This window comes from Haloarcula laminariae, from assembly GCF_025457605.1.
Lineage (GTDB): Archaea > Halobacteriota > Halobacteria > Halobacteriales > Haloarculaceae > Haloarcula > Haloarcula laminariae.
In genome coordinates, this window is record NZ_JAMZFY010000001.1 from 645,360 (window position 1) to 666,238 (window position 20,879).

Genomic DNA, 20,879 nt, shown 5'->3' on the forward strand with positions numbered 1-20,879 from the left:
AGACAAAAGTAGCTTCCGTTCGCTTCTGTGGGCGTTATACTATGCTTACCACACCTATCGTGGGAGGGACCGAGCGCTCGACAGCGGACTGTCTCCGGGGGTGTCGTGGTCGGCCCGGCGGAGCGCGCTGTACCGGCGCGCGGGTTAGTCCGCTTGCTCGGGCGACCGGGCGGTAATGAACTGCCTGAGGTCGGCACCGACCTCGCTTTCGGTCTCGTAGGGGCGCCCGACAACGATGTCGCCGGCCCGACTCCTGCCCACGCCCGGGACCGTCGCCAGCTCCGCCATCGAGGCGCTGTTGATGTCGAGCGGGTAGGGGACGCCGGTCACGGACCGGTAGCCGTGGTCGGTGATGGCGACGTCGATGGTCCGACCCAGCTCCCGCTCGCCCGGCAGCCCGACGAGCAGCGGATAGGTGCCGAGCTGGCGGCCGAACGTCTTGCCGTCTTGGTGGTACTCCAGGTGCACGTCGGGGAGTATCGTCCCCGGCGGGGCGACCCGCTGGAGCATCGGGTTGTCGATGGTCTCACGCACTTCCTGTTTGTACTGCTTGAACAGCTGCTTGTGGTCCTTCGCGATGTCGGCGCCGGTCTCGGCCATGTCGGTCCCCTCGAAGGCCATCACCTGCCGGATGTTCACGCGCCGGAGCATCAGCCCCTCGTCGTAGACGCGCTGGAGGAACCGCTTGTTGTGTTCGAACGTCTCCCGACGCTCGCCTTTCAGCCCGTGGACGAGGTTGATACCGGGAAGGAGCTTCGGCAATCGCCGGGCCGCGTCGTCGCCGAAGTTGGGCGCCGAGTCGCGGTCGCCGCCGGGGCGGAAGCCGGCCACCTCGTTCACTATCTTCACCGCCTCGAAACACTCGTCGGCGGTGACGTTGAGGTTGTTGTCGCTCATCACCTCGGGGTCGGCCGATTCGAGTCCGAACGCGGCCGTGTCGCCGGGCGTGTTGTGTTCGGCGATGATGCGAATCCCCTCGCGGGCCTTGTCTGGCCACTTCACGACGGTGATGGGGTTCATGTTGTCAAGGTGGAGCGTCTCCAGGTCCGGTGCCACCTCGCGAATTCCCCCGTAGAGCCGGCGGAGGGCGTCGGGATTGGGCGCTTCGCCGTCGCCGCCGTAGGCGAGGATGTCGGCCTGTCGGCCCAGCCGGAAGTGCGCGACGCCCCTGTCCGAGAGGGCGTCCACCTCGTCGACGACGCTCTCGGGCGGGCGGAAGTCGGGGTTGCCGTACATCGGCTCCGTACAGAACGAACACCGGTACGGACAGCCCCGCGAGGTCTCCATCTCGCAGATGAGGTAGTCCGGGTGGTTGGGGTGTTGCTCGACGACGAACGCGCCCGCGCGGGCCCAGCGGGTCTCCTCCTCGATGTCGCGGTAGCGGTCGTTGAACCCTTCGAGGCCGGACTCGACGAGGTCGTAGACGGCCGCCTCCACGTCGGCCATCGCCAGAAAGTCGAAGTCGAGGTCGTCGCGGGCCGTCTCGCTGGCCCCCTCGTTCGCCTCGCCGACGCCGAAGCGGACCGGGCCGCCGATGATCGAGGTGCCGTCGGCGGTCCAGGCGAGTTTCCGGACCTCGTCCGGTTCGGCCGGCGTGCCGCCGACGTACTTGCCGGGGACGGTCATCCCGCCGACGTACACCATGAGGTCGGCGTCCTCGACGTCACGCCACAGGTGCGTGTCCTCGCGCAGCTCGTCTATCGTGTGGTAGGTGATGCTGGACTCGGGGACGCCGGCGTCGACCAGCGCGCCGGCGGCGTAGCGCGGATACGTCGAGATGTAGGGCGGGACCCCGAAGTGGGCGGGTTCGTCGACGTAGCCGTCGACGATGGTCACGTCGAGTTCAGCGGGGTCAGTCATACCCCCGAGTTACGGCTCGACGCCTAAAACGGTGTTCGGTTGTCCTCAGGACGGCCGCGGGGTCGGCGTCGTCCCGCTCGCCGCGCTCGGGACGGTCGACCGCTCGTAATCCCGGAACCGGACCTGCACCATCACACGCTCGTCCGTCCGTTCGTCGATGGCCTGAGCGAGTTCGTCCGGTAGCTCCTCGTAGGGGCGGTCGCTGGTCCGCGAGAGCGTCACGGTCACCGTCGAGGGGTCGAACAGCGGCCCCGTGCCGACGTATTCGGCGGTGACGGAGACGACGCCGAGGTCGTCGTAGGTGGCGCGCTGTAACACCTCCGTCGTCGCCTCGTTGACCGACCGCTCGAAGGTCACCTGCTGGTAGGTGCCCACGCCGACGGCGCCGACCACCGCGACGACGAGGACGACCGTGGCGGCCAGCGCGGCGGTCCGGCGAAGCCCGTCCGTGGCGAAGACCCCCCGGTCGACCTCGTCCGGTCCGTACCCCATGTACTCGAAGGTCAGATACGCGCCGAGATTGACGGCGATGATAGTCAGCGTCAGTAACACCACGGCCCCGACGCCGACGCCGGGTTGGCCCCAGGCGAAGCCGATGCCGGCGGCGGCCGCCGTCGGGATGAGCGCCGCGGCGACCATCACGCCGACGATGGCGACCTGGCCCTTCGTCGCGAGGCTGAACGAGCCGGCCGCCCCCGCCGCCAGGCCGACGATGACCGCGAGGATAGACGGGGAAAACCGGATGGCTATCAGCTCGATGTTCCCGACGGCAAGCTCGGCCGGGACGGCGAGGACAGCCTTCAGGAGCCAGCTGAAGGCCGTCGCCCCGACGACGGCGACACCCAGCCCGACCCCCTGCATCCGGACGCTGTCGAATACCATCCGCTGGTCGTCCCGGACGAGCCCGATGCTCGCAGTCAGCATCGGGCTGACGATGGGCGCGAGCACCATCGACCCCACCACCACGGCCGGCGAACCGATGAGCAGCCCCGCCGTCGCGATTATCGTCGAGAGCGTCATCATCCACAGGTACGCCCGGGTGTTGAGCCGCATGTCCTTGGCCTTCGACCGCAGCGTCCGGGGCGCGACCCTGTTGGGCGTCTTCGCCCAGCGGTTCTGTACCTCGTCGACGCCCTCGAAGGAGGCGAACTCCGTTTCCAGGGAGGCGATGTACCACTCCTCTTCCAGCCCGACCTCGTGGAGTTCGTCGAGTACGTGCTCGACGGCATCGGCGGGGACGACAAACGAGACGAGGGTCCGGTCGTCCTCGCCGCTGGTCTCCTTCGTGGTCGAGACGCCCAGCTCGTGCTCTCTGAGTTTCGAGACGATATCCCCCCGCTTTTCGTCCGGAACGACGACCTGTACCAGGCGCATGCGCTGGGCGGTGGGTCGGCACCGCGAAAAGTACCCGTCGGGTATCGACCGGAGTCGCTGGCCCGCCGGCGGACCGCTCGCCGTGTCTCGCCGGCGGGAGACGCTCTGGGCGGTAAGCTCTGTGTACTCGTCCGACCGGGCGTCCGTCCGGAGCGATATCCGCGGTCGCGAATCCTCTTAGTCGGGTCGGCAGTGTCAGTCGTCGGCGCTGACCGGCTGCTCGTCGGCCTGGGCCGCCCAGAGGTCGGCGTACTCGCCGCCGCCCGCCAACAGCTCGTCGTGGCTGCCCCGTTCAACGATTTCGCCGTCGTCCATCACGACGATGGTGTCGGCGTCCTGAATCGTCGAGAGTCGGTGGGCGATGACGAACGCGGTGCGGTTCTCGACCAGCCGCTCGATGCTCGCCTGTATCTCCCGTTCGGTCTCCGTGTCCACGTCGCTTGTCGCCTCGTCGAAGATGATGATTTCGGGGTCGTTCAGCAGCGCCCGCGCGATGGCGACCCGCTGGCGCTGGCCGCCCGAGAGCTTGATGCCGCGCTCGCCGATTTCGGTGTCGTACCCCTCGGGCAGCTCCCGGATGAACTCGTGGGCCTGCGCCGACTGGGCGGCCCCGCGGACCCGCTCGCGCGCGGTCGCCTCACCGTCGGTCTCGCCGTCCAGTACGTCGCGGTCGCCGTAAGCGATGTTCTCGGCGACGGTGCCGGAGAACAGGTAGGGGTTCTGCTCGACGACGGCGATGTCCGCACGCAGCGCCCGGAGGGCGTACTCGCGGACGTCGACGCCGTCGACGTTGACGGCGCCCGAGTTCACGTCGTGAAAGCGCGGGATGAGCTTCAGCAGCGTCGACTTGCCGGCGCCGGTCGCGCCGGCCAGCCCGACCGTCGCACCGGCGGGCACGTCGAGCGAGACGTTCCGCAACACGGGCTCTCCGTCGCCGTAGCCGAAGGTCACGTCATCGAACCCCACCGCCCCGTCGATGCCGTCGGGCGTGTAGGGGTCCGCGGGGTCGGTGATGGTCGGCTCCTGTCCCAGCAGTCCGAAGACCCGCTCGGCGCTGGATTTGGCGAGCTGGTACTTGTTCGCCGACTTGCCGACGCGGCGCATCGGGGAGTAGAGCCGCCGGAGATAGAGGAAGAAGGCGGCGAACCCGCCGGCACTGAGGATGGCCTCGTTCTCGGGGCTCGTGATGAAGTCCATCCCGGCGATGTAGAGGATGGCCACGAAGACGACGCCGGTCAGCAGGCGGAGGCCGGCGAAGAAGGCCCGACGGATTCGCAGCGCGGCGACCTTTTCGTCGTGGTACTGCTGGCTCTGCTCGACGACCCGTTCGCGCTCGAACCCGTACCGGTCGAAGGCCTTGATGACCGGCGCCCCGCTCAGGTTGTTCTCCAGTCGGGTGTTCAGTCGGCTGACGGTCTGGCGGATAGAGCGGTAGCGCGGTTCGATGTAGGAGAGAAAGAGGTAGCTCGCCAGACCGACAATCGGGACCGGGGCCAGCGCGACGAGCGCCAGCAGCGGCGAGTAGGTGTAGAGAACGATGGCGATGCCCCCGACCGTCGCGACCACGCGGATTATCTGGCGGAACTCCGTGTTGAGGAACGACTCCAGCCGGTTGATGTCGCTGTTGAGGATGGACATCATCCCGCCGGTCTGGTGGTCGGCGAAGAATTCCATCGAGAGGCGCTGGAGGTGGTCGTACGTGTCGTTTCGCAGGTCCCGCTGTATCTTCTGGGCCGAGGACTGCAGCAGGTATCTGGACGCAAAGCGCGTCGCCGACCTGATGAGATACGCTATCGCGGCGATGACGACCAGCCGCTGTAGGAAGGAGACGCGGGCCGCCTCGGTCGCTATTTCCCCGGCCGGGAGCAGGCCAGCCTTCGTGAGGAGACCCGGCTCCCCGCTCCGGAGGACGATGCGGTCGATAGCCGCCGCGACGATTATCGGCGGCACCAGTCGGGCAAAGCGCGTGATAAACGCAGTGAGAATCCCGACGGCGAGTCGGAGTCGGTAGGGGCCGGCGTAGCCGACGAGCTTCAGTATCGGGTTCCCGTCGACGTTCTCACGAACCCCCTCGAAGCCGCCGTCGTCGCTCATACACTGTCTTCGGCTACGAACTCAAATACCCCCGGCTTCTGGTCGACTGTCCCCTACACGTAGATACAGCCTTCCTCGCGCGTGCCGGCCGTCGTCGGCCGGCCCCCGCCGTCGACGCGGGCCGCACTGACGGCCGCGGCCAGCGAGTCCAGCGCGTCGTGGGTGTCCAGATAGGTCCCGCGGTGGTCCCCGACGGCCACGCTACAGTCCTCGACGGCCGCGAGGTTGTACTCCCGGCGCGCTCTGGCGCCGTCGGTGTTCTTGTACCCCTCGCGGTAGCAGCCCAGCCAGCCGAAGGTGGCGGCCGGGTACACCTCACAGACGACGGTCTCGGCGTCGTCCTGCATCGGGACGACCGCGGTGTCCGCCCGATCGGCCAGCCGGCCGAGCACGTCCCGGGCGCCGTGGTAGGTCATGCTCCGGACGCGGTTGGTGTAGGGGCAGAGCGCCCCGCGGCGGGCGTCGGTCTCCCGGCGCAGGTCGCGCTTGTCGACGCTCGCCTCGGCGGTATCGCGACAGACCGCAGAGAAGGCCGCCGGGTCCGCCGGGCCGTCAGCGCTCCCGACCCACTCCAGAAAGCCGCGCCACGTCCCGCCACAACGGGCGTCGAGCAGCGGCTGTGGGAGGCTGAACGGGAAATCGAGGCCCGCCGTGTCGACGTCCCCGGCTGTGATTCGCTCGACCAGCCCCGCGTGGGCGCTCTCGCGGTCCCGTCCCCACCGTTCGGTCGCCCGATAGCAGTCGTCGACGTGCAAGCCGACCTCGGTCTGTGTGGCCTCTGTCACCCAGAGCGCGTCGCCGGCCGCGCTCGCCCCGCTGAAATCCACACCGATGACACCGGAACCCATGCACGTCCCGTCCGGGCCGACTGTATTCAATGTTCTGACACCCCGAGGCGCCTCTTGGCGACCGCTGGATAGTCCAGACTGGCGCCGGCCGGGGTGTTCCGCTCGGACTCGCTCCCCGCCGACGGGACGGTCCCGCTGCTGGATGCCGAAAGCGGTTTGTCGCTGACGGACCAACGGAATACCATGCCAGAGACACTGGAGGTCGTCTGTACCGACGACGACTGTACGCTCGATATGTTCGAGCTCCACTACACCTACGACATGCCCGACGGGACGGGCGTGGCGGAGTTTGCCTGCCCGTACTGTGGGGGCGAAGACTGCCTCGAGGCGATCGAGTTATGATGGGCATCGCCGAGTCCATCGGCTCGGCCATCTTCGAGAACCTGGGCCGGGCCGCGGGACGGGTCCAGGAGAACAAGCCGCTGCCGGCGGACCTGCTCGAATCCGACGACGCCTACCTCGTCGTCTTCGACGCGCCCGGCGCGACCGCCAGCGACCTGCAGGTGCGCTACGTCGACGACCGCGTCGAGGTCCGGCTGGACCGGTTCCGGGAGTTCTACGACGACTACGAGATGACCTACCCCGGCCGCGGGCTCGCGCTGGACGGCGCCGTCACGCTGCCAGACGACGCTGTCGTCGACGCCGCGGCCGCGACGGCGACACTACGGGACGACGGGACGCTGCACGTCGAACTCCCGAAGGCCGACGCCCACGACGCGGAGCCGGTCGAAGAGCAGACGGCCCACGACGCCTCCGAGGACGCCGACACGGCCGCCGACGCCGAGGACGACGAGGCGTAACGCCCGCCGGAAGACGGTTTTCGCCGCGCTCACCAGTCCGCCGTCGGGTCGCCCAGCGGGTGGAACTGTTCGTCCCCGTCGAAGCGGGTCGGGTCGAACCGGTCGGCGAGCGACGCGTCGAGTTCCGGGGCGTCGCCGCGGACGCGGTCGGCGAGGTACTCGCCGATGGCCGGCGCCCGCATCAGCCCGTGGCCCTGCCAGCCGGTCGCCACCCAGCAGCCGTCGGCGACCCGACCCACGAGCGGGTCCCGGTCGGGCGTCGCCGTACAGGGGCCGGCCCACGCTCGCTCGACGGCGGGGTCCAGCGTCGTCGCGGCCCGGAACCGGTCGCGTATCGACGCGACGAACTCCGGGTCGGCCTCGGGGTCGCAGTCGTCCGGGTCGACCGCGTGGGCGCCGTCGCCGACCAGCACGCCGCCGTTGCGGGGCCGCCAGTAGAACTCCCGGCTGGCGTCGTACAACGACGGGAGCGACGCGTCGACGGCCTCGGTGACGGCCACCTGTGCCCGGTACGTTTCGAGCGCGAGCGGGATGTCCAGGCCGGCAAGCAGCGGCTCGGTCGCCGGCCCGGCGGCCACCACCACGGCGTCGAACCCGCGTTCGCCGTCGGCCGTCGCGACGGTCTTCGGGCCTGAGAGCGACACCGGCGTTCCCGTTCGGACGGTCGCGCCAGCCCTTTGGGCCCGCTGGGCGAGATGGTCGACCACCTGCCTCGGCGCGACCGTTCCGGCGTCGTTCGCGACGGCGCAGGCGGTTAGGCCGGCCGTCTCGACGGCCGGATACCGCTCCCCGAGCGTCTCGGGTGTGAGTTCCTCGACGTCGAGCCCGAGCGCCCGCATCGCCTCGACCTGGTCGCGGACCGCCCTCGCGTCGCCCGCTTCGCGGGCCACCCAGACGTACGGACGCGGCGAGAGCAGGCCCCACTCGCGGTACCGGTCCAGGGCGCGCGTGGCGACGGCGGCGTCGGTCTGGTCCGCGAAGGCGTCGTAGCAGATGCCCGCCGCCCGGCCGCTCGCGCCGCCGCCGAGGTCGGCACGCTCGTAGAGCGTCACCGTATCGCCGCGCTCGGCGAGGTCTCCGGCCGCGGTGAGCCCCACCGCGCCGCCGCCGACAACGGCCACCCGCATCTATCGCTCCGCGGAAGCCGGACTCGGTAATCTCTCCCGTTCCATCACTGCACCTCGTCGCGGACCCGCTCCGGCAGGTCGTCGTCCGGGTCGGCGTAGCGGTCCGGCTCCGTGGGCATCTCCCAGTCGGTCGCCAGTTCGAGCAGTTGGACCAGCATCTGTGCCGTCGCCCCCCAGACGGTGTAGCCGTCGACGTAGAAGAAGTGCAACCGCACCTCGCCGTAGTAGGGGTGGTCGCGGTGCTCGGATTCGTAGTTCTCGAGGTCCGTCAGCGACGCGACCGGGAGCGTCACTATCTCGGCGACCTCGGCGTCGTTGGGGTGGTACTCCCGGTCGGGGACGCGGCCGACGAAGGGCCGGACCGAGTAGCTGGTGACGGTGCGGATGTCGTCGAGCCGGCCGACGACGTGGACCGCCTTCGGGTCCAGGCCGATCTCCTCGTTGGCCTCACGCAACGCCGTCGCCAGCAGGTCCTCGTCCTCGGGTTCGCGGCCGCCGCCCGGAAACGCCATCTGCCCGGGGTGGTCGGTTAGGTGGTCGGCCCGCTTCGTGAACAGGATTCCCTCGCCGTCCCCGCGGCTGACGACCGGGACGACGATAGCCGCCTCCCGCTCCTCGCCCGTGACCGTCACGGGGTCGTGGGCACCCACCCGGTCGAAGTCCATATCGGGACTGAGGGGGCCGACGCTCTTAATTCGCGTGGGTGGCCTCGTCGAGGTGGCCACGCGCCGTCGCTAGCTCGACCGGTCCCCACGCTTCGAGGTCGTAGCTCACGTCGAGCAGGGCCTGGATGCGCTCGTCGTCACCCGCCCGGACCGCTTCGGCGGCGTCCTCGCGGAACCGCTGTTCGGCCGCCGCGGCCGCCACGTCCTCGGGGACGTCGCGGTCGGGCACGTCGAGGATGTGCGGGAGGTCCTCGGCGCCGTCGACCAGCGCCGGGAACGCCGCCGGCCCGACCACCACCAGCGACGCGTCGACCGCGGCGCCGTGGTCCTCGACAGCCACGAGGTGATACGTCGACAGCGCCGCCTCGATACCGGCCTCGAAGCTCCCGCTGTCCACGTCCGCGCCCCGCTTGAACGCCAGTTCGCCGCAGGCCTGGACGAGTTCCTCGCGCGTCACCGGCCCGACGACGTCGACGACCCCGGCGAGTTCGTCCGGTGTCAGCTCCATACGCTACCCCGTGTGGCCAGTGGCTTCAGCGTTTCCGACCACTTTTTACTTCGAGGGGTTTCCTCGCTCGCTTCGCTCACTGCGGGAACCCCTCTCGCAAAAACGTGGGGAAAAACTGCCGGACGCTCGGTCACGTCGCTCCCTCGCGTCCGGTGTCCTGCGGAAACAACGCGACCGCAGGGCGTGTTAGAACAAGCTCCGAAAGTGGGTCCCCTCGGTCAGTGCGGTCACTCGACGCTAATATGTACAAGACACAAAACATATACCAGACCTGATTTCAGTAAAAATACCTTGCAAAAACAGGACTCAACGGTTTCTCTCTTCCAAGCGCGCTTGGCACTCGGATTCGGTATCTCTCTCGGTGTTGCATATCTACTCTATCGGCTCGCTATCGCTCCCGCCCAATTTGGGATTGATTTTGAGATATATCGAGCTGCCGCCGCGGACCTACAGTCGGGTCAGACGATTTACGGTCGTTCCCCAGTCGGTATCTCGAACCTCACCTATCGATATCCAGTCATACTATTGGCTCCGTTTTCGCTATATCTCCTGGTTTCTCCTGTGACAGGCTTTGCAATCCATGTTGCCGGGACACTCCTTGTCAGCGTCTTACTCGGTCTCGCCGTTGCAAGGACGACCGAATCATACGGGCTACAACTGTCAAAGTATGACTACATTCTGATCTGTGGGTTCATCATAATTAGCCCAATCGGTGCACCATCACTGGTAAACGGTAATATCAATCACCACATCGCATTCGCACTGGGACTCGGGCTGATCTGGACAGAACAGGGTCGAGAACGACGTGGTGGTATCGCTCTTGGATTAGCAGCGCTTCCGAAAGTGTTCCCCGCTGCTATCGGTATCTGGCTAGTGTGGAAACGTAAGTGGTGTGCGACCTTCGCTGCTGTATTCACCGGTATCGGAGCAGTTACTGCTGGTGCTGTACTCTTTGGCTTGAATCGAACACGGAGATTCTTCGTTGAGGAGCTTCTCCCACGGGGGACTGCAAATTCTGTTTCAGGGGGCCTTTCACCGTCAAGTCTCTACGTCACACTTCAGCGACCTCTCTCGGCCATTTTCACCGGTGCGAGCGGAACGGTTCTGACAGTACTCTCCCTGGCGATAGTCACACCAGTAGTCGCCTATGTCTATCTACAGAGCAAAGGCACCATCCAGCGACTCATTGCACTCCTCTCGACGTTGTGCGGGATTTTGCTGGTAATTCCTTCCTACACTATGTACTTCGTCCTGATTTTTTACCCACTGATTCCACTATTATATCTCCTGCAAGGGTGGCCCGGGAGGGTTTTTACTGGCGGTGTGGTACTCATGCAATTCACATTAAAACTCCATGATGCGGCGATGCTGGTTCGTCTCCTCGGATTACCGAAGTGGGGCACTGAAACGGTCGTTGCTAGCCTTCGGGCCTTCTACACGCTTAGCACACCGGTCCTCTGGGGCACCGTCGCTGTTCTCATAGCGGGCGTCTGGCAGATTCACACACACCCGTCTGGATAGTACTATCGGCTACAGTGGGGAGGATGAACCCTCGTGTAAACTCCCAGACGGCCGCATATCGCCGTCGTCAGGCCCGCGCCGTCTCGGGGAGGCGTCCGTCGGCGTGCAGGACGAGCAGGACGGCAAGCAGGGCGACGAGTCCGCCGCCCATCCACTGGAAGATGGTGGCGAAGGGGACGCCGGCGTCCCGAAGCAGGCCGACGACGAGGCTTCCGGGGGCCTGGAGGAGCATCATCCCGGCACCGTAGGCCGAGTACGCGCTGGCGCGGTGGTGGTCCGGCAGCGAGCCCAGCAGGTAGGTGTCGACGGCGGGGAAGATGCTGTGGATGACATAGCCCGTGACACCGCTGAGCGCGGCCAGGGGCCAGAACCCGCTCACCGCCGGCAGGAAGAGGATACAGCCGGTAAACGCCGCGAGGATGGCGAGCATGTACGGGACCGCGGGGAGCCGGTCGGCGAGCCGGCCGCTGAGGTAAAAGGCCGGGACGCCGGCGGCGAACATCACCTGCAGCAGGGTCCGACCGGCTCGCGCCGCGATGTCGACGGTGCCGAGATACGTCACGTAGAAGTTAAACAGCCCGTTCCAGACCATCGTCGTCAGTCCCAGCGTGGCGACGGCCGTCAGGACGATGGGCCACTGTGTGCGGACCGCGGCGAGGAAATCCGTGTCGCGCTGTCCGGCGTCGGGCACGTCGGTCCGGCGGGCAACCAGCGTAAAGAGGGCGGTCATCAGCGCCGCGGCGACGGCCAGCGAGACGAGCGTCGTCCGCCAGTCGCCGACGGCCAGCGCGGCGGTGACGATTCCGGGCGCGGCCACCGCGGCCAGCTGGCTGGCGACGCCGTGTTGCCCGAGCGCCCGGCCGGGCGACTCGGGGAACAGCTCGCTGATGAGCGGGTTGGCCGCGGTGAAGTAGACGCCGCTCGCGGTGCCCATGACGAACGCGCCGACCAGCAGGGGCGTCGGGGAGGTCGTCAGAGCGGTAAACGCCGTCCCCAGGGTGAGCACCACGCCCGAGGCGAAAATCGCCCGCACTCTGCTGACTCGGGTCAGCAGGAGGCCGGTCGGGAGCCGCGGCACCGCGCTGCCGGCCCACACAAGCGTCGCCAGCAGCCCGAGCGTGGCGTCGCTCGCCCCAGTGGCCGCTCTGATGGGTTCGATGAGCGGCGCGAAGACGACGCGTGCGAGGTTGATCAGAAATATCAGTCCGAGCAACGAGCCGAAGACGGACTGTCGGGACACAGCTACACGTCATTCGATTGCCCAAAGGGGCTTCCGGAACGCCGCGGCCTTTTTACCTCCGGCTGTCACACGTTCGCATATGGACTCGGTCAGAAAGGCCCTCCGGAGCGGGGACGTCGAGAAAGACAGCTACGGGCGACTCTCGTGTAGCAACTGCGGGGAGGAGCTGGGGACGGACAACGACCCCGGGGAGATCGGCAAACAGCGGGTCTGTCCGGAGTGTGGACGCAGCTGGACGGAGCTCAGCTGACGGCGTCGGCGCCTGACCGTCCTGGACCGGAGATTTCCCCGCTCTCACTCGAAGACGGCGTCGAAGGCATCGGCGCCGAGGGGGTCGTATCGCCCCGCGTCGACGTTTTCCCTGGCGTGTTCGACCGAGCCAGTGCCGACCAGCGAGCAGGTCACCCCCGGCGCGCTGCGCGCGAAGTTGATGGCCCGCTGGGCGCGTGTCTCCCCCGACAGTTTCGCATCGACGCTGTCCGGTATCTCCGTCGCGAGGCGCCCCTGCATCAGCGACGCGCTCGTGAACACGTCCAGGCCGGCCTCGTGGGCGAACCACAGCGCCGACTGCGGGCCGTCGGCCCCCTCGTGTGACCGGACGGTGAACGCGTCGGCCATGAACACGTTGAACGGCAACTGTACCGCCCGGAAATGCGTCGCCGTGTTCCCCGCCGCGTCGGCCGCCGCGCGGGCCCGTTCGATGACTTCGGGGAGCGAGAGGTATTTCTCGTGGTCGGCGGGCACGCGGAAGGCGTCCCACGACGCCACGCCGTAGTGGTCGATATCGCCCGCGTCGGCGCGGCGTTCGAGCCGCTCGAAGGTCGCTTCGAGCTGGTCGTACACGCCCTCGCGGTCCGTCTCGGCCAGCTGTGTCTCCGGGTTGTGGACGTAGTACAGGTCGATGGTGTCGAGGTCGAGATTGTCGAGCGACCGGTCGAGCTGGTCGTCGATGAAGGCCGGCGCGAGACAGTGCTGGCCGCCCACGAGGTCGTCGCGGTCGACGATACCGGTGTCGACGTACTCGCGCTTGACGAACGCCCCTGGGTCGTCGGGCCGCTCGCCGTCGAAGGGAACGAACCCGCCCTTCGTCGCGACCACCGCCGCATCGCGGTCGATGTCGGCGTCGGAAAGCGCCTCCCCGACCACCCGCTCGGAGCGCTGGTGGCGGTAGTTGATGGCCGTGTCGACGACGTTGACACCCGATTCGAGCGCCGTCCGGATGGCCTCGTAGTACGCGTCGTCGCGCTCGTCCGTCGGGTCACCCAGATACGTCCCGACGCCGATGCTGGACGCGACGCCGTCACCGAAGCGCCGGAAGAACGTCCGTGCGAAGTCGTCGTGGGCGTCCCGGTACGTCCACGTCCCCTCACGTGTTGCCATATCCGACGTTGCGGTCGTGCGGATAAAAGGGGCGAGGTCTGCTGGGCGGGGCCGCTCCGGCGCTCAGTGGCCGCCGGGGTTGGACTATCCGCTAGCGCTCGCCGGCCATCGCCTCGAACAGCTGCTCCCGCAAGTCCGCCTTCGAGACGCCCTCGCTCGGACCGAGCCCGTCCATGTGGTCTATCGACACTTTCCCGCCGCCCATGCGGGCGTGGCCGCCGCCCTCGGCCATCGGAATGTCCCCGACGACGGCCTCGATGGCCCGACCGATGTGGACCCGGTCGTCCCGCGAGCGGCCGGCGATGCGGATGGTCCCCTCCTTCTCGCCGATGACGACGACCGCCGAGACGCCTTCGAGTGTCTCCAGCTCGTCGGCCGCCTGCGGAATCGCGTCCGTGTTCGACACCTCGCCGACGTCGGCGAAGCCGTAGGGGGACCGCACTTCGCGCTCACTGATGGCCCGCGATTTCACGTCCAGCACTTCCGCGTCGACCTGCGGGTTGGCGATGCGGTTCAACAGGTCGCTGTCGATGCCCCGGTAGAGGTACGCCGCCGCGGCGAAATCCGCCGCGGAACAGCCGTTGGTCAGCGAGCGGGTGTCGGACTGGATGCCGTAGATGAGCCCCGTCGCGACGTGGCTCGGCATCGCCTCCTCGGGCACGTCGCCCGTGTCGACGCCGCCGTCGGTCAGCGCGACGTCGACCTCGAAGAAGTCCCACTCCAGTTCCTCGAAGTACTCTGCGAAAATCGTCGCACACGCGCCCATGTCGGTCCGTACGTCGGTGAAAGCGGCGCCGGTGCCGCCGCCGGGGTGATGGTCGATGACGGCGACCGGCTCTATCTTCTCGGCGCCCGGGAACCCCCGGGGCTCGTTGTGGTCGACGAGGACGACCGCCTCCGTGTTTATCTCCCCGGCGCTCTCGACGCGGTCGAAATCCAGGTCCAGAACCGTCTCGAACGCCCGGTTTTCCGGCCGACGGATCTCGCCCGAGTAACACAGCCTCGCGTCGGTCCCCCCGGCGGCCGCGAGCTGGTCGACAGCGAGGGCCGAGGACATCGCGTCCGGGTCGGGGTTGGGGTGCATCAACACCGTCACGGCGTCGTAGTCTGCGAGGACCGACCGGAGGCGGCTGACCGGCGACCGGGTCAGATAGCGATAGAGGGCGGTCCCGCCGCCGGCCAGTACGACTAGCCCGACGACGACACCGGCGACCAGCACCGGATTCTCGCTGGCGTAGCCCGGGACCCGCTCGGCCAGGCTGACGAGGTCCCCCTGAGCCAGCAGATTCATATTTCGTATCTGCTCCGGGAAACAATAAGAAGGTTCCCCCGATCAGTCGGCGACGTAGGCGTCGACCGCCGCGCGGTACCCCTCCCTGAACGTCGGATAGACGAACTCGTACCCCAGATTTCGCAGCCTGTCGTTCGAGCAGCGCTTGCTCGTCTCGATGCGGCGCTTGGCCGTCTCGGACAGCTCCGGGTCAGCCAGGCGCTCCTCGGTCGTCTGTTTCGGCGGGAACTCGACCCCGCAGGCCTCGGCCAGCCAGTCCGCAAAGCCCCACTTCTCGACCGGCTCGTCGTCGACCACGAGGACGACCTCGTCGCGGTGGTCCCCCTCCAGCAGGAACCGGACGGCACCTGCCGCGTCGTCCCGGTGGACCATGTTCAGATAGCCCGCGGTCACGGGGCCCTCCAGATAGCGCTCCAGCCGATAGCGCTCCGGCCCGTAGAGGCCGGCAAAGCGCGCGACGGTCCCGTGGCCGCCGTAGTCGGTCGGGCGCTCGCGGGCGACCCGCTCGGCCTCGGCCAGCACCTCGGTCTTCTCCGTCCGCGGGTCCAGCGGCGTCTCCTCGTCGACCCACGCGCCGTCGTGGTCGCCGTAGACGCCCGTACTGGACGTGTACACCAGCCGCTCGGGGGTCTCCGCCCGCGTCCAGAAGTGGTCGATAGCGGTCTCCAGCCCCTCGACGTACACCTCGCGGGCCGCGTCGGCGCCCCGACCCCCCGAACTCGCCGCGAAGACGACCCAGTCGGCGTCGGGCACGGCCGACAGCGACTCGTCGTCGGTCACGTCGGCCTGGACTGCGTCGAACCCCGCGTCTTCGATAGCCCGGAGCCCGCTCTCGGACCGGCGGACGCCGACGACTTCGTGGTCGCCGGCGAGCTGTCGGCCAAGCTCCAGCCCGACGTAGCCACAGCCCAGGATGGCGACCCGACTCATCGGCGCTGACTCTCGATGTAGCTGTGCAGGAGCGCGTACTCCTCCAGCGTCATCGGATACCGACCCTCTATCTTCTGTTGGATCTCCTTGGGTTCGAGCTGACTGTCGATGCCCGAAGCCAGCGACTCGACGTCCATCACAGCCGTCGTCATCCCCATCAGGAGGATGTCCTGGGCCTCGGCCTGCAGGGCGTCGGCGTCGGGCCGGTCCGGGTCCGCCGCGAGGACAGCCATCGCGTCTTCGAGCGAGAGTGACGCGACATCGCCGTCGGCGGCGGCGTCGACGGCCTCACGGTCTAGGTCTGTCGCGTCGACGACGGCGCCGGTGCCGACCGATTCGACCGTCTCGGCGAGTACGGACCCGTAGGCCGCGAGCAGTTCGTCGGGCGACCGCTCGCCTGCATCCGGAAACTCGGTTCTGAGCATGGTCGGAGCTACGGGAGGGTGGCGTTTTATTGATTTGCTTCGGTGTCAGTCCTGCCGAAGGGGGAGCCGACCACTGCGGGACCACCCCCGCCGCTACCCGGGGTCGGGCCACCCTGCCGACGTTTCCACGCTGTTGCCGTCCTTGTCGCCCACGCCGCGCGGTTTCGGCGGGACGACGATGGCGACCCCGGTGTCGGCCCGGAAGGTGATGCGCCTGTTGTGTCCCAGAAGCTCGCCGCTCCCGTCCTCGTCGGCGTCGAGATGGACCGCACGCCGCTCCCGGACGTATCGAACTGTCTCGCCGGGCGTTCCCGGGGCGCCGTGGCTCGCCGTCACGCTGAAACGGGCGTACGTCCCCTCGACCGTCACCCACCAGATGTTCACCGTCGCGTACCACGGGAGAAACGGCGGTGCGAGCGGTAAGCCGGCGGGTAGCGCCCGCGTTCCCAGCTTGCGCTTTGCGACCCGCTCGACCTCCGCCCCGGCGCGGTTCGCGAGTAGGCTCTGGACCCGGCTACGCGCGGTTTCGCGGACGGTGTTTGCGGTCCGGTTCACCAGGCCTTCCGGCGGTCGCGCCCCGGCGGTCGACAGCGTCGTGGTCGCGGTCCGCAGGAGCCGGACTCGGAGCCAGTCCTGTTCCACCGTGGAGAGCCCCCGACGGTCGGCGGCCACCTCTGCGATGCGGTGTGCCGCCGAGTCGTTCGCGATGGCCATCCCGCGCGCCGCCGTCGTTCCCCACTGGTCCATCGCGTCGTCGACGATTCGCTCGCTTTCCGACGGCCCGGCGTCCGTCTCGGCGCGAACCCGTTCGGCGAACGCGGCGGTGACGACGCCGTTGGCTCGCCCGACTTCGGTTCGCAACTGCTGTCGGCGCTCGTCGAGGCTCGTGTTCGACCCTACCTCGGTCTCCCGGGCCGCCGCCAGCGTCTTGGCCGCCGCCCCGAGTCCGACCCGGTTTCGGCCGCCAGTGGCGCCGTTTAGCACCGTGGTCGCGGCGTTGCCGTAGGGGACGCTGAACACGTTGACGTTGCGGGCAACGAGCGGATGTTCGGTGCCGTCGACGGCCGGGAACTCGGACTCGCCGACCGACGCCAGCGTCAGGTACTGCGGCTGGGCCTGGACCCGTGTCCGGACCGGACCGGCCGGTCCTGTCGGGGTCGCCCGCGCTCGCGGCACTCGCGTCTCGCGGGCGGTCAGCGCCCGCCTGAGCTCGGCCAGCGAACCGCCCGAGAGCGACCCGAGACGGTCGTCGATGCCCGACGCCACGGTCGAGTGGTTCTCGGCGTGTCCGCCCAGCCGCCGGTCGACGGCGTCGAGAAACGCCACTCGGGCCGCGACCCGGGCCCTGTCGGCGGCACTGTCGTACGTCCGTGGGGCGTCGACCAACTGCGAGCGCCGGTCCCGGAGCGTCCGCCTGAGTTGCCGGCTCGGGTTCGACTGGAACGTCCCTACTTCGCCCCGGTCGACCGAGACGGCGATGTCCCTGACCCGCTCGCGGAGTCGCCGCAGGTCCCGGGCGATCCAGGTGTGTATCGAATCGGGCCGCGCCCCGGTGACAGCGACCGTATCCTGTTCGAACTCCTCTAGGGCCACGTCCTTCGCGGCGCGGTCTCGTCCCCCGTCCAGTAGCTCGTCGGCGGCTTTCCCTTGCACGTCGGCGAGGTTCTCGCCCCCGAGGGGACTCCCACCTGACTCGTGGGCCCTCTCGATGCCCCGGACCGGCGCGAGGGAGCCGTTCCGATGCCTGCCGACGAGTGCGAGGCTGACGTGGACACGCTCGGTGCGCTGTGCCCTGGTGTGTCTGACGTTGTTCCCCTTCTTCCAGATTACTCTGCGCGTGTGAGTGAGCTCGACGGTCCGGCCCCACCGTTCGAGCGCGTGCCAGCGGCTCGGGACGCTCACGCCGCTGTCGACCGAGTCGACGATGCTGGCGTCCGAGCCTTCGATTTCCCTCACGAAACGCCAATCGGGACCCGGCGGATCGGGCCGGTCAGGTCGACCACCGTAGAGGCGTTCGCGCTCGGTGACGACGCTCGCTCTGACGGTGTAGGCGTCTCTGGCGGTCGCGTTGAGCGCGTCCGGCACCCCGACTTGCCGGTAGGCGGCGTCGGCGGTCCCGTTGACACCCACACGCAGCGGCTCATCGGGCTGTCGGGCGCCGGTAGTGATGTTCTGGCTCGCCGGCCGGTAGTTAACCTGGTCCAGTATCTCGCTTGCGAGCCGGCTGTTGCTGCCGGCGGCGATGTCGTTGACGCCGACGGCGGCCGTCGCCTCGGTCAGCGCCTGTCGGCCCTCGGGGTCGCTCCGACCGAAGACCGACCGCTGGACCCCGAGCAAGGCGCCGTTGGTCGCCAGGCTCACGTGTCTGTTCGCGATGACGTTCTCTATCGGGGCGCCGCCGAACTGCGCGTAGCCACGCGCCCACGCGATGGGATAGATTCTCGCCGTCATCCGCTGGCTCACTCCCGGTTTGGTGAGCCCGTTCTGTACCCGCTGTTCGTAGGTCGTCATCTGGTCGTGGACGTGTAACACCGGCGTCGGGACGACGACGGTCCGGTCGACTACCCGGTGCGTGACGACCTCGCCACCGCGTCGGGCGGTCAGCGTGATGTTCTCGACGGTGACGCGGAGCGCGGTGTCGTTGTCGCCGGCTCGCTCGACTGTCACACGGTCTATTGCCCGCTCGTACTCGGCCGTCGAATTCGCCGCCGGAAGCGACGCCGTCGCGTTGACCCCGTCGCTGTGGGCCGAGAGCCGCTCCAGGTTCGACCGGACGTGTCGATACACCCGAAGCCGCAGGCTGTCACGGAACGCGTGGTCGTCACGCAGCGCGCGGCCGGCGGGCGTGTCGGCCGGTTCGACGACGGGCGCCGCGGCGGCCCGCCGACTGGCCGTCGCGACGCCGTCACGGACGGCTGTCGTGCTGACTGCACTCACCTCGTTCAGTGTGCGCTCGACTGCCGTCCCGTTCGGGGCCGGTTCGGTCGACAGCGTCGGCGCGAGTGTGAGACTGCTCACCAGCAACAGGACGCCGACCACGGCGAAGGGTACCCGACCCCGCCTGTCCGCGGCCAGCGACACCCGGCATCTCATGGTTTCCACGTCCTGACCGTGACGGTGACAGTCCCAGTGTCGACGGCTCGGGCGGCGGCCTCGGGCGAGTCGAACCGGCGCCGCATGTCGGTCTCGAAACGGTCGGCCAGCGTCTCCGTTAGCTGCGCGTTCAGCTCGGTTGTCGGCGCCGATTCGACCGACAGCTGCCCGGCGCGGGTGAGCGCGCCCATCCGCCGGTAGCGATACGTCATCAGCCGGTCGGCGGGGTAGTCCCCGTCGAGGGCCAACTGGGCCTGCTGGGGCGGGAACAGCCCCGCGATAGCGGCGTCGGCGACCACTGCGGCGACTGCGCCGTATCCCCCTTGCGACGCTGCCCGCTCCGCACGCTCGCTGACGGCCGGCGACGGGCTCGGGACGGTCACCGTCGCCGCATCCACTTCGGCGGCTGGCGGCGGCCGCTCCCCGACCCGCATCGTGGCGTTGAGCGGCGCGCCGCGGTAGGGCTCCCAACGGGCCCGGACGGCGGTTCGCCGGCCCCGCTCGTGGAGACGGTTTCGCGTCGTCGCTGCCACGGCTTGCTCGAACCCGACGCCGGCCCGCGAGAGCCGGTGTTCCTCGAAGGCCACGCGGCTCATCGCGGCCTCGGCCAGCAGCTCCGCGAGCGTGCCGTGGGCGGTGCGCTGGTGTGTCGCCGTCGCATTGGTCGTCCACGGCGGCGGATCGCCCGGCGGGGCCAGCGCGTACTCGATACTGGCCGTGCTCGTCGCGAGCAGCTCCGTTCGCTCGGCAGCGGGGTTCTCCGCCGTCGTCCCCTCGACCGCACCGCCGTTGACGACGACGGCGATGGCGGCGCCGACGAGCAGGAGGAAGGCGGTCACGTCGACGACGGTACTGGTCGCTCGGCTCATCGCCAGACCGCCACCCTGAGACGGCCCCGTCGAACCGTCGCCGGCCCGAGCGCGACGCTGACCGTGCGGTTGTCGGTGTCGGCGCTCGACGGGGGCGTCGGTCCGACGGCCCACCGCCGCTCGGCCCGCAACGTGACGTTGGCCTCGTATCCCGACGGGACAGCCGAAAGCGAGTCCGGGACCCGTGCCGGGTCGACGACGCCGCCGGTAGTTATCCGACGCTCGACCGCGTCGGCGGTGGGCGTGGCCAGGTCTCGATTGTCGCCGACTCCGGCCAGCGTGTCGTCCAGCGTTCCGGCGTACAGCGCGAGCCCCGTGGAGACGGCGAAGACAGCGACGAGCGCAGCCAGCGGCTCCGTCGCCCCCCTAGCCGACGAGCGTGACATCGACCCCTCCCCAGGCGACGTGTCTCGCGGTCAGACGGTCCGGTGCCGACCGCCACCGCTCACGGCCGGTCGCTGCGCGCTCGGTCGCCCGCTCGAACGCGTCTGGCGAGTCGAACACTGCCGACGGCTTCCGCCCGTCGAGTACCGTTTCGAGGTTGTCGCTCACAGCAGGGACGACCGGCCGCAACAGCGTCTCGTGGACGGTCCCCGACTCCGAGCGAAGCCCGAGTTGGCGCCCCGTCAGCGACCACTCGCTCGCGTGTAGCTCACGGGTGGCGACCGACCCCGGCGGACCAGTCGCGACTTCGTCTATCGTCGTCGCGGCGGCCCCACCGTCGGGCGGCGCCGACGTGGGTAGCTGCGTGACGACGCCGAGGACGGCCACGCTCACCGCCCCGACGGCCACCCAGACGTACGCCGTGTCGACGCTAGTTTCGAACATGGGCCGGGGTGGTCCCGGCTTCGGAT

Annotated in this window: 20 protein-coding genes; 4 read left to right on the forward strand and 16 right to left on the reverse strand. The window is 68.7% G+C overall.

Going from position 1 to position 20,879, the window contains the following annotated elements; genetic code table 11:
- Nucleotides 1-144: 144 nt before the first annotated feature.
- From NJQ98_RS03345 to NJQ98_RS03360, 4 genes are all read right to left on the reverse strand, one after another.
- Nucleotides 145-1,860 (reverse strand): radical SAM protein, encoded by a 1,716-nt coding sequence (locus NJQ98_RS03345; RefSeq protein WP_262175647.1) that lies wholly within the window; start codon nucleotides 1,858-1,860, stop codon nucleotides 145-147.
- A gap of 45 nt (nucleotides 1,861-1,905) precedes the next feature.
- Entirely contained in the window at nucleotides 1,906-3,234 is a 1,329-nt protein-coding gene (locus NJQ98_RS03350) for a TIGR00341 family protein (RefSeq protein ID WP_262175650.1), read from the reverse strand.
- A 195-nt stretch (nucleotides 3,235-3,429) separates the two neighbouring features.
- Nucleotides 3,430-5,328: an ABC transporter ATP-binding protein gene (locus tag NJQ98_RS03355; protein WP_262175653.1), complete on the reverse strand. Its 1,899-nt coding sequence runs from the start codon at nucleotides 5,326-5,328 to the stop codon at nucleotides 3,430-3,432.
- Nucleotides 5,329-5,381: 53 nt separating this feature from the next.
- Nucleotides 5,382-6,176 (reverse strand): DUF429 domain-containing protein, encoded by a 795-nt coding sequence (locus NJQ98_RS03360; protein WP_262175657.1) that lies wholly within the window; start codon nucleotides 6,174-6,176, stop codon nucleotides 5,382-5,384.
- Nucleotides 6,177-6,359: 183 nt separating this feature from the next.
- Between NJQ98_RS03360 and NJQ98_RS03365 the strand changes: the two genes are divergently transcribed.
- Nucleotides 6,360-6,518, forward strand: a complete 159-nt coding sequence (locus NJQ98_RS03365; protein ID WP_262175661.1) for a DUF7559 family protein — start codon at nucleotides 6,360-6,362, stop codon at nucleotides 6,516-6,518.
- Nucleotides 6,515-6,976 (forward strand): Hsp20 family protein, encoded by a 462-nt coding sequence (locus tag NJQ98_RS03370; RefSeq protein ID WP_262175663.1) that lies wholly within the window; start codon nucleotides 6,515-6,517, stop codon nucleotides 6,974-6,976. The genes NJQ98_RS03365 and NJQ98_RS03370 overlap by 4 nt, the downstream gene beginning before the upstream one ends.
- A gap of 29 nt (nucleotides 6,977-7,005) precedes the next feature.
- Here the strand turns inward: NJQ98_RS03370 and NJQ98_RS03375 are convergent, their stop codons facing one another.
- The 3 genes from NJQ98_RS03375 to NJQ98_RS03385 are packed head-to-tail and all read right to left on the reverse strand — an operon-like array spanning nucleotide 7,006 to nucleotide 9,276.
- On the reverse strand, nucleotides 7,006-8,103 hold the full coding sequence (locus NJQ98_RS03375) for an NAD(P)/FAD-dependent oxidoreductase (RefSeq protein ID WP_262175665.1): 1,098 nt from the start codon (nucleotides 8,101-8,103) through the stop codon (nucleotides 7,006-7,008).
- 44 nt (nucleotides 8,104-8,147) lie between these two features.
- Nucleotides 8,148-8,768, reverse strand: coding sequence for a CoA pyrophosphatase (locus NJQ98_RS03380; protein WP_262175667.1), 621 nt, complete (start codon nucleotides 8,766-8,768; stop codon nucleotides 8,148-8,150).
- Between the two features lie 25 nt (nucleotides 8,769-8,793).
- Nucleotides 8,794-9,276 carry a DUF7109 family protein gene (locus NJQ98_RS03385; RefSeq protein ID WP_262175670.1) on the reverse strand — a complete coding sequence of 161 codons (483 nt, stop codon included), beginning with the start codon at nucleotides 9,274-9,276 and terminating at the stop codon, nucleotides 8,794-8,796.
- Nucleotides 9,277-9,567: 291 nt separating this feature from the next.
- Here NJQ98_RS03385 and NJQ98_RS03390 point away from each other — a divergent pair, with 291 nt between their 5' ends.
- Nucleotides 9,568-10,797 (forward strand): glycosyltransferase family 87 protein, encoded by a 1,230-nt coding sequence (locus tag NJQ98_RS03390; RefSeq protein ID WP_262175673.1) that lies wholly within the window; start codon nucleotides 9,568-9,570, stop codon nucleotides 10,795-10,797.
- A gap of 67 nt (nucleotides 10,798-10,864) precedes the next feature.
- On the opposite strand, the gene NJQ98_RS03395 is transcribed toward NJQ98_RS03390, so the two are convergent.
- Nucleotides 10,865-12,001, reverse strand: coding sequence for an MFS transporter (locus NJQ98_RS03395; RefSeq protein ID WP_262178724.1), 1,137 nt, complete (start codon nucleotides 11,999-12,001; stop codon nucleotides 10,865-10,867).
- A gap of 115 nt (nucleotides 12,002-12,116) precedes the next feature.
- Here NJQ98_RS03395 and NJQ98_RS03400 point away from each other — a divergent pair, with 115 nt between their 5' ends.
- Nucleotides 12,117-12,287 carry an HVO_0758 family zinc finger protein gene (locus NJQ98_RS03400; protein ID WP_262175675.1) on the forward strand — a complete coding sequence of 57 codons (171 nt, stop codon included), beginning with the start codon at nucleotides 12,117-12,119 and terminating at the stop codon, nucleotides 12,285-12,287.
- Nucleotides 12,288-12,331: 44 nt separating this feature from the next.
- On the opposite strand, the gene NJQ98_RS03405 is transcribed toward NJQ98_RS03400, so the two are convergent.
- The 8 genes from NJQ98_RS03405 to NJQ98_RS03440 all read right to left on the reverse strand — a co-directional run bounded on the left by NJQ98_RS03405 (nucleotide 12,332) and on the right by NJQ98_RS03440 (nucleotide 20,853).
- Complete coding sequence (locus NJQ98_RS03405; RefSeq protein WP_262175676.1) at nucleotides 12,332-13,417, reverse strand: aldo/keto reductase; 1,086 nt, start codon at nucleotides 13,415-13,417, stop codon at nucleotides 12,332-12,334.
- A 91-nt stretch (nucleotides 13,418-13,508) separates the two neighbouring features.
- Entirely contained in the window at nucleotides 13,509-14,708 is a 1,200-nt protein-coding gene (locus tag NJQ98_RS03410; protein ID WP_262175679.1) for a DHH family phosphoesterase, read from the reverse strand.
- Between the two features lie 42 nt (nucleotides 14,709-14,750).
- Nucleotides 14,751-15,638 (reverse strand): SDR family oxidoreductase, encoded by an 888-nt coding sequence (locus NJQ98_RS03415; RefSeq protein ID WP_262175683.1) that lies wholly within the window; start codon nucleotides 15,636-15,638, stop codon nucleotides 14,751-14,753.
- Nucleotides 15,635-16,063, reverse strand: a complete 429-nt coding sequence (locus NJQ98_RS03420) for a DUF5791 family protein (protein WP_262175686.1) — start codon at nucleotides 16,061-16,063, stop codon at nucleotides 15,635-15,637. Before NJQ98_RS03420 ends, NJQ98_RS03415 begins: the two co-directional genes overlap by 4 nt.
- Nucleotides 16,064-16,156: 93 nt before the next feature.
- Nucleotides 16,157-19,156, reverse strand: coding sequence for a DUF7286 family protein (locus NJQ98_RS03425; RefSeq protein ID WP_262175690.1), 3,000 nt, complete (start codon nucleotides 19,154-19,156; stop codon nucleotides 16,157-16,159).
- Nucleotides 19,153-20,025 (reverse strand): DUF7284 family protein, encoded by an 873-nt coding sequence (locus tag NJQ98_RS03430; protein WP_262175692.1) that lies wholly within the window; start codon nucleotides 20,023-20,025, stop codon nucleotides 19,153-19,155. The genes NJQ98_RS03425 and NJQ98_RS03430 overlap by 4 nt, the downstream gene beginning before the upstream one ends.
- Entirely contained in the window at nucleotides 20,022-20,411 is a 390-nt protein-coding gene (locus tag NJQ98_RS03435; protein ID WP_262175695.1) for a DUF7285 family protein, read from the reverse strand. Before NJQ98_RS03435 ends, NJQ98_RS03430 begins: the two co-directional genes overlap by 4 nt.
- Entirely contained in the window at nucleotides 20,392-20,853 is a 462-nt protein-coding gene (locus NJQ98_RS03440; RefSeq protein WP_262175697.1) for a DUF7283 family protein, read from the reverse strand. Before NJQ98_RS03440 ends, NJQ98_RS03435 begins: the two co-directional genes overlap by 20 nt.
- Nucleotides 20,854-20,879 lie beyond the last annotated feature (26 nt).

Excerpts from the sequence above, each read along its gene's own strand:
- NJQ98_RS03345 (WP_262175647.1), bottom strand. The coding sequence starts at position 1,860 with ATGACTGACCCCGCTGAACTCGACGTGACCATCGTCGACGGCTACGTC.
- NJQ98_RS03350 (WP_262175650.1), bottom strand. The coding sequence starts at position 3,234 with ATGCGCCTGGTACAGGTCGTCGTTCCGGACGAAAAGCGGGGGGATATC.
- NJQ98_RS03355 (WP_262175653.1), bottom strand. The coding sequence starts at position 5,328 with ATGAGCGACGACGGCGGCTTCGAGGGGGTTCGTGAGAACGTCGACGGG.
- NJQ98_RS03360 (WP_262175657.1), bottom strand. The coding sequence starts at position 6,176 with ATGGGTTCCGGTGTCATCGGTGTGGATTTCAGCGGGGCGAGCGCGGCC.
- NJQ98_RS03365 (WP_262175661.1), top strand. The coding sequence starts at position 6,360 with ATGCCAGAGACACTGGAGGTCGTCTGTACCGACGACGACTGTACGCTC.
- NJQ98_RS03370 (WP_262175663.1), top strand. The coding sequence starts at position 6,515 with ATGATGGGCATCGCCGAGTCCATCGGCTCGGCCATCTTCGAGAACCTG.
- NJQ98_RS03375 (WP_262175665.1), bottom strand. The coding sequence starts at position 8,103 with ATGCGGGTGGCCGTTGTCGGCGGCGGCGCGGTGGGGCTCACCGCGGCC.
- NJQ98_RS03380 (WP_262175667.1), bottom strand. The coding sequence starts at position 8,768 with ATGGACTTCGACCGGGTGGGTGCCCACGACCCCGTGACGGTCACGGGC.
- NJQ98_RS03385 (WP_262175670.1), bottom strand. The coding sequence starts at position 9,276 with ATGGAGCTGACACCGGACGAACTCGCCGGGGTCGTCGACGTCGTCGGG.
- NJQ98_RS03400 (WP_262175675.1), top strand. The coding sequence starts at position 12,117 with ATGGACTCGGTCAGAAAGGCCCTCCGGAGCGGGGACGTCGAGAAAGAC.
- NJQ98_RS03405 (WP_262175676.1), bottom strand. The coding sequence starts at position 13,417 with ATGGCAACACGTGAGGGGACGTGGACGTACCGGGACGCCCACGACGAC.
- NJQ98_RS03410 (WP_262175679.1), bottom strand. The coding sequence starts at position 14,708 with ATGAATCTGCTGGCTCAGGGGGACCTCGTCAGCCTGGCCGAGCGGGTC.
- NJQ98_RS03415 (WP_262175683.1), bottom strand. The coding sequence starts at position 15,638 with ATGAGTCGGGTCGCCATCCTGGGCTGTGGCTACGTCGGGCTGGAGCTT.
- NJQ98_RS03420 (WP_262175686.1), bottom strand. The coding sequence starts at position 16,063 with ATGCTCAGAACCGAGTTTCCGGATGCAGGCGAGCGGTCGCCCGACGAA.
- NJQ98_RS03425 (WP_262175690.1), bottom strand. The coding sequence starts at position 19,156 with ATGAGATGCCGGGTGTCGCTGGCCGCGGACAGGCGGGGTCGGGTACCC.
- NJQ98_RS03430 (WP_262175692.1), bottom strand. The coding sequence starts at position 20,025 with ATGAGCCGAGCGACCAGTACCGTCGTCGACGTGACCGCCTTCCTCCTG.
- NJQ98_RS03435 (WP_262175695.1), bottom strand. The coding sequence starts at position 20,411 with ATGTCACGCTCGTCGGCTAGGGGGGCGACGGAGCCGCTGGCTGCGCTC.
- NJQ98_RS03440 (WP_262175697.1), bottom strand. The coding sequence starts at position 20,853 with ATGTTCGAAACTAGCGTCGACACGGCGTACGTCTGGGTGGCCGTCGGG.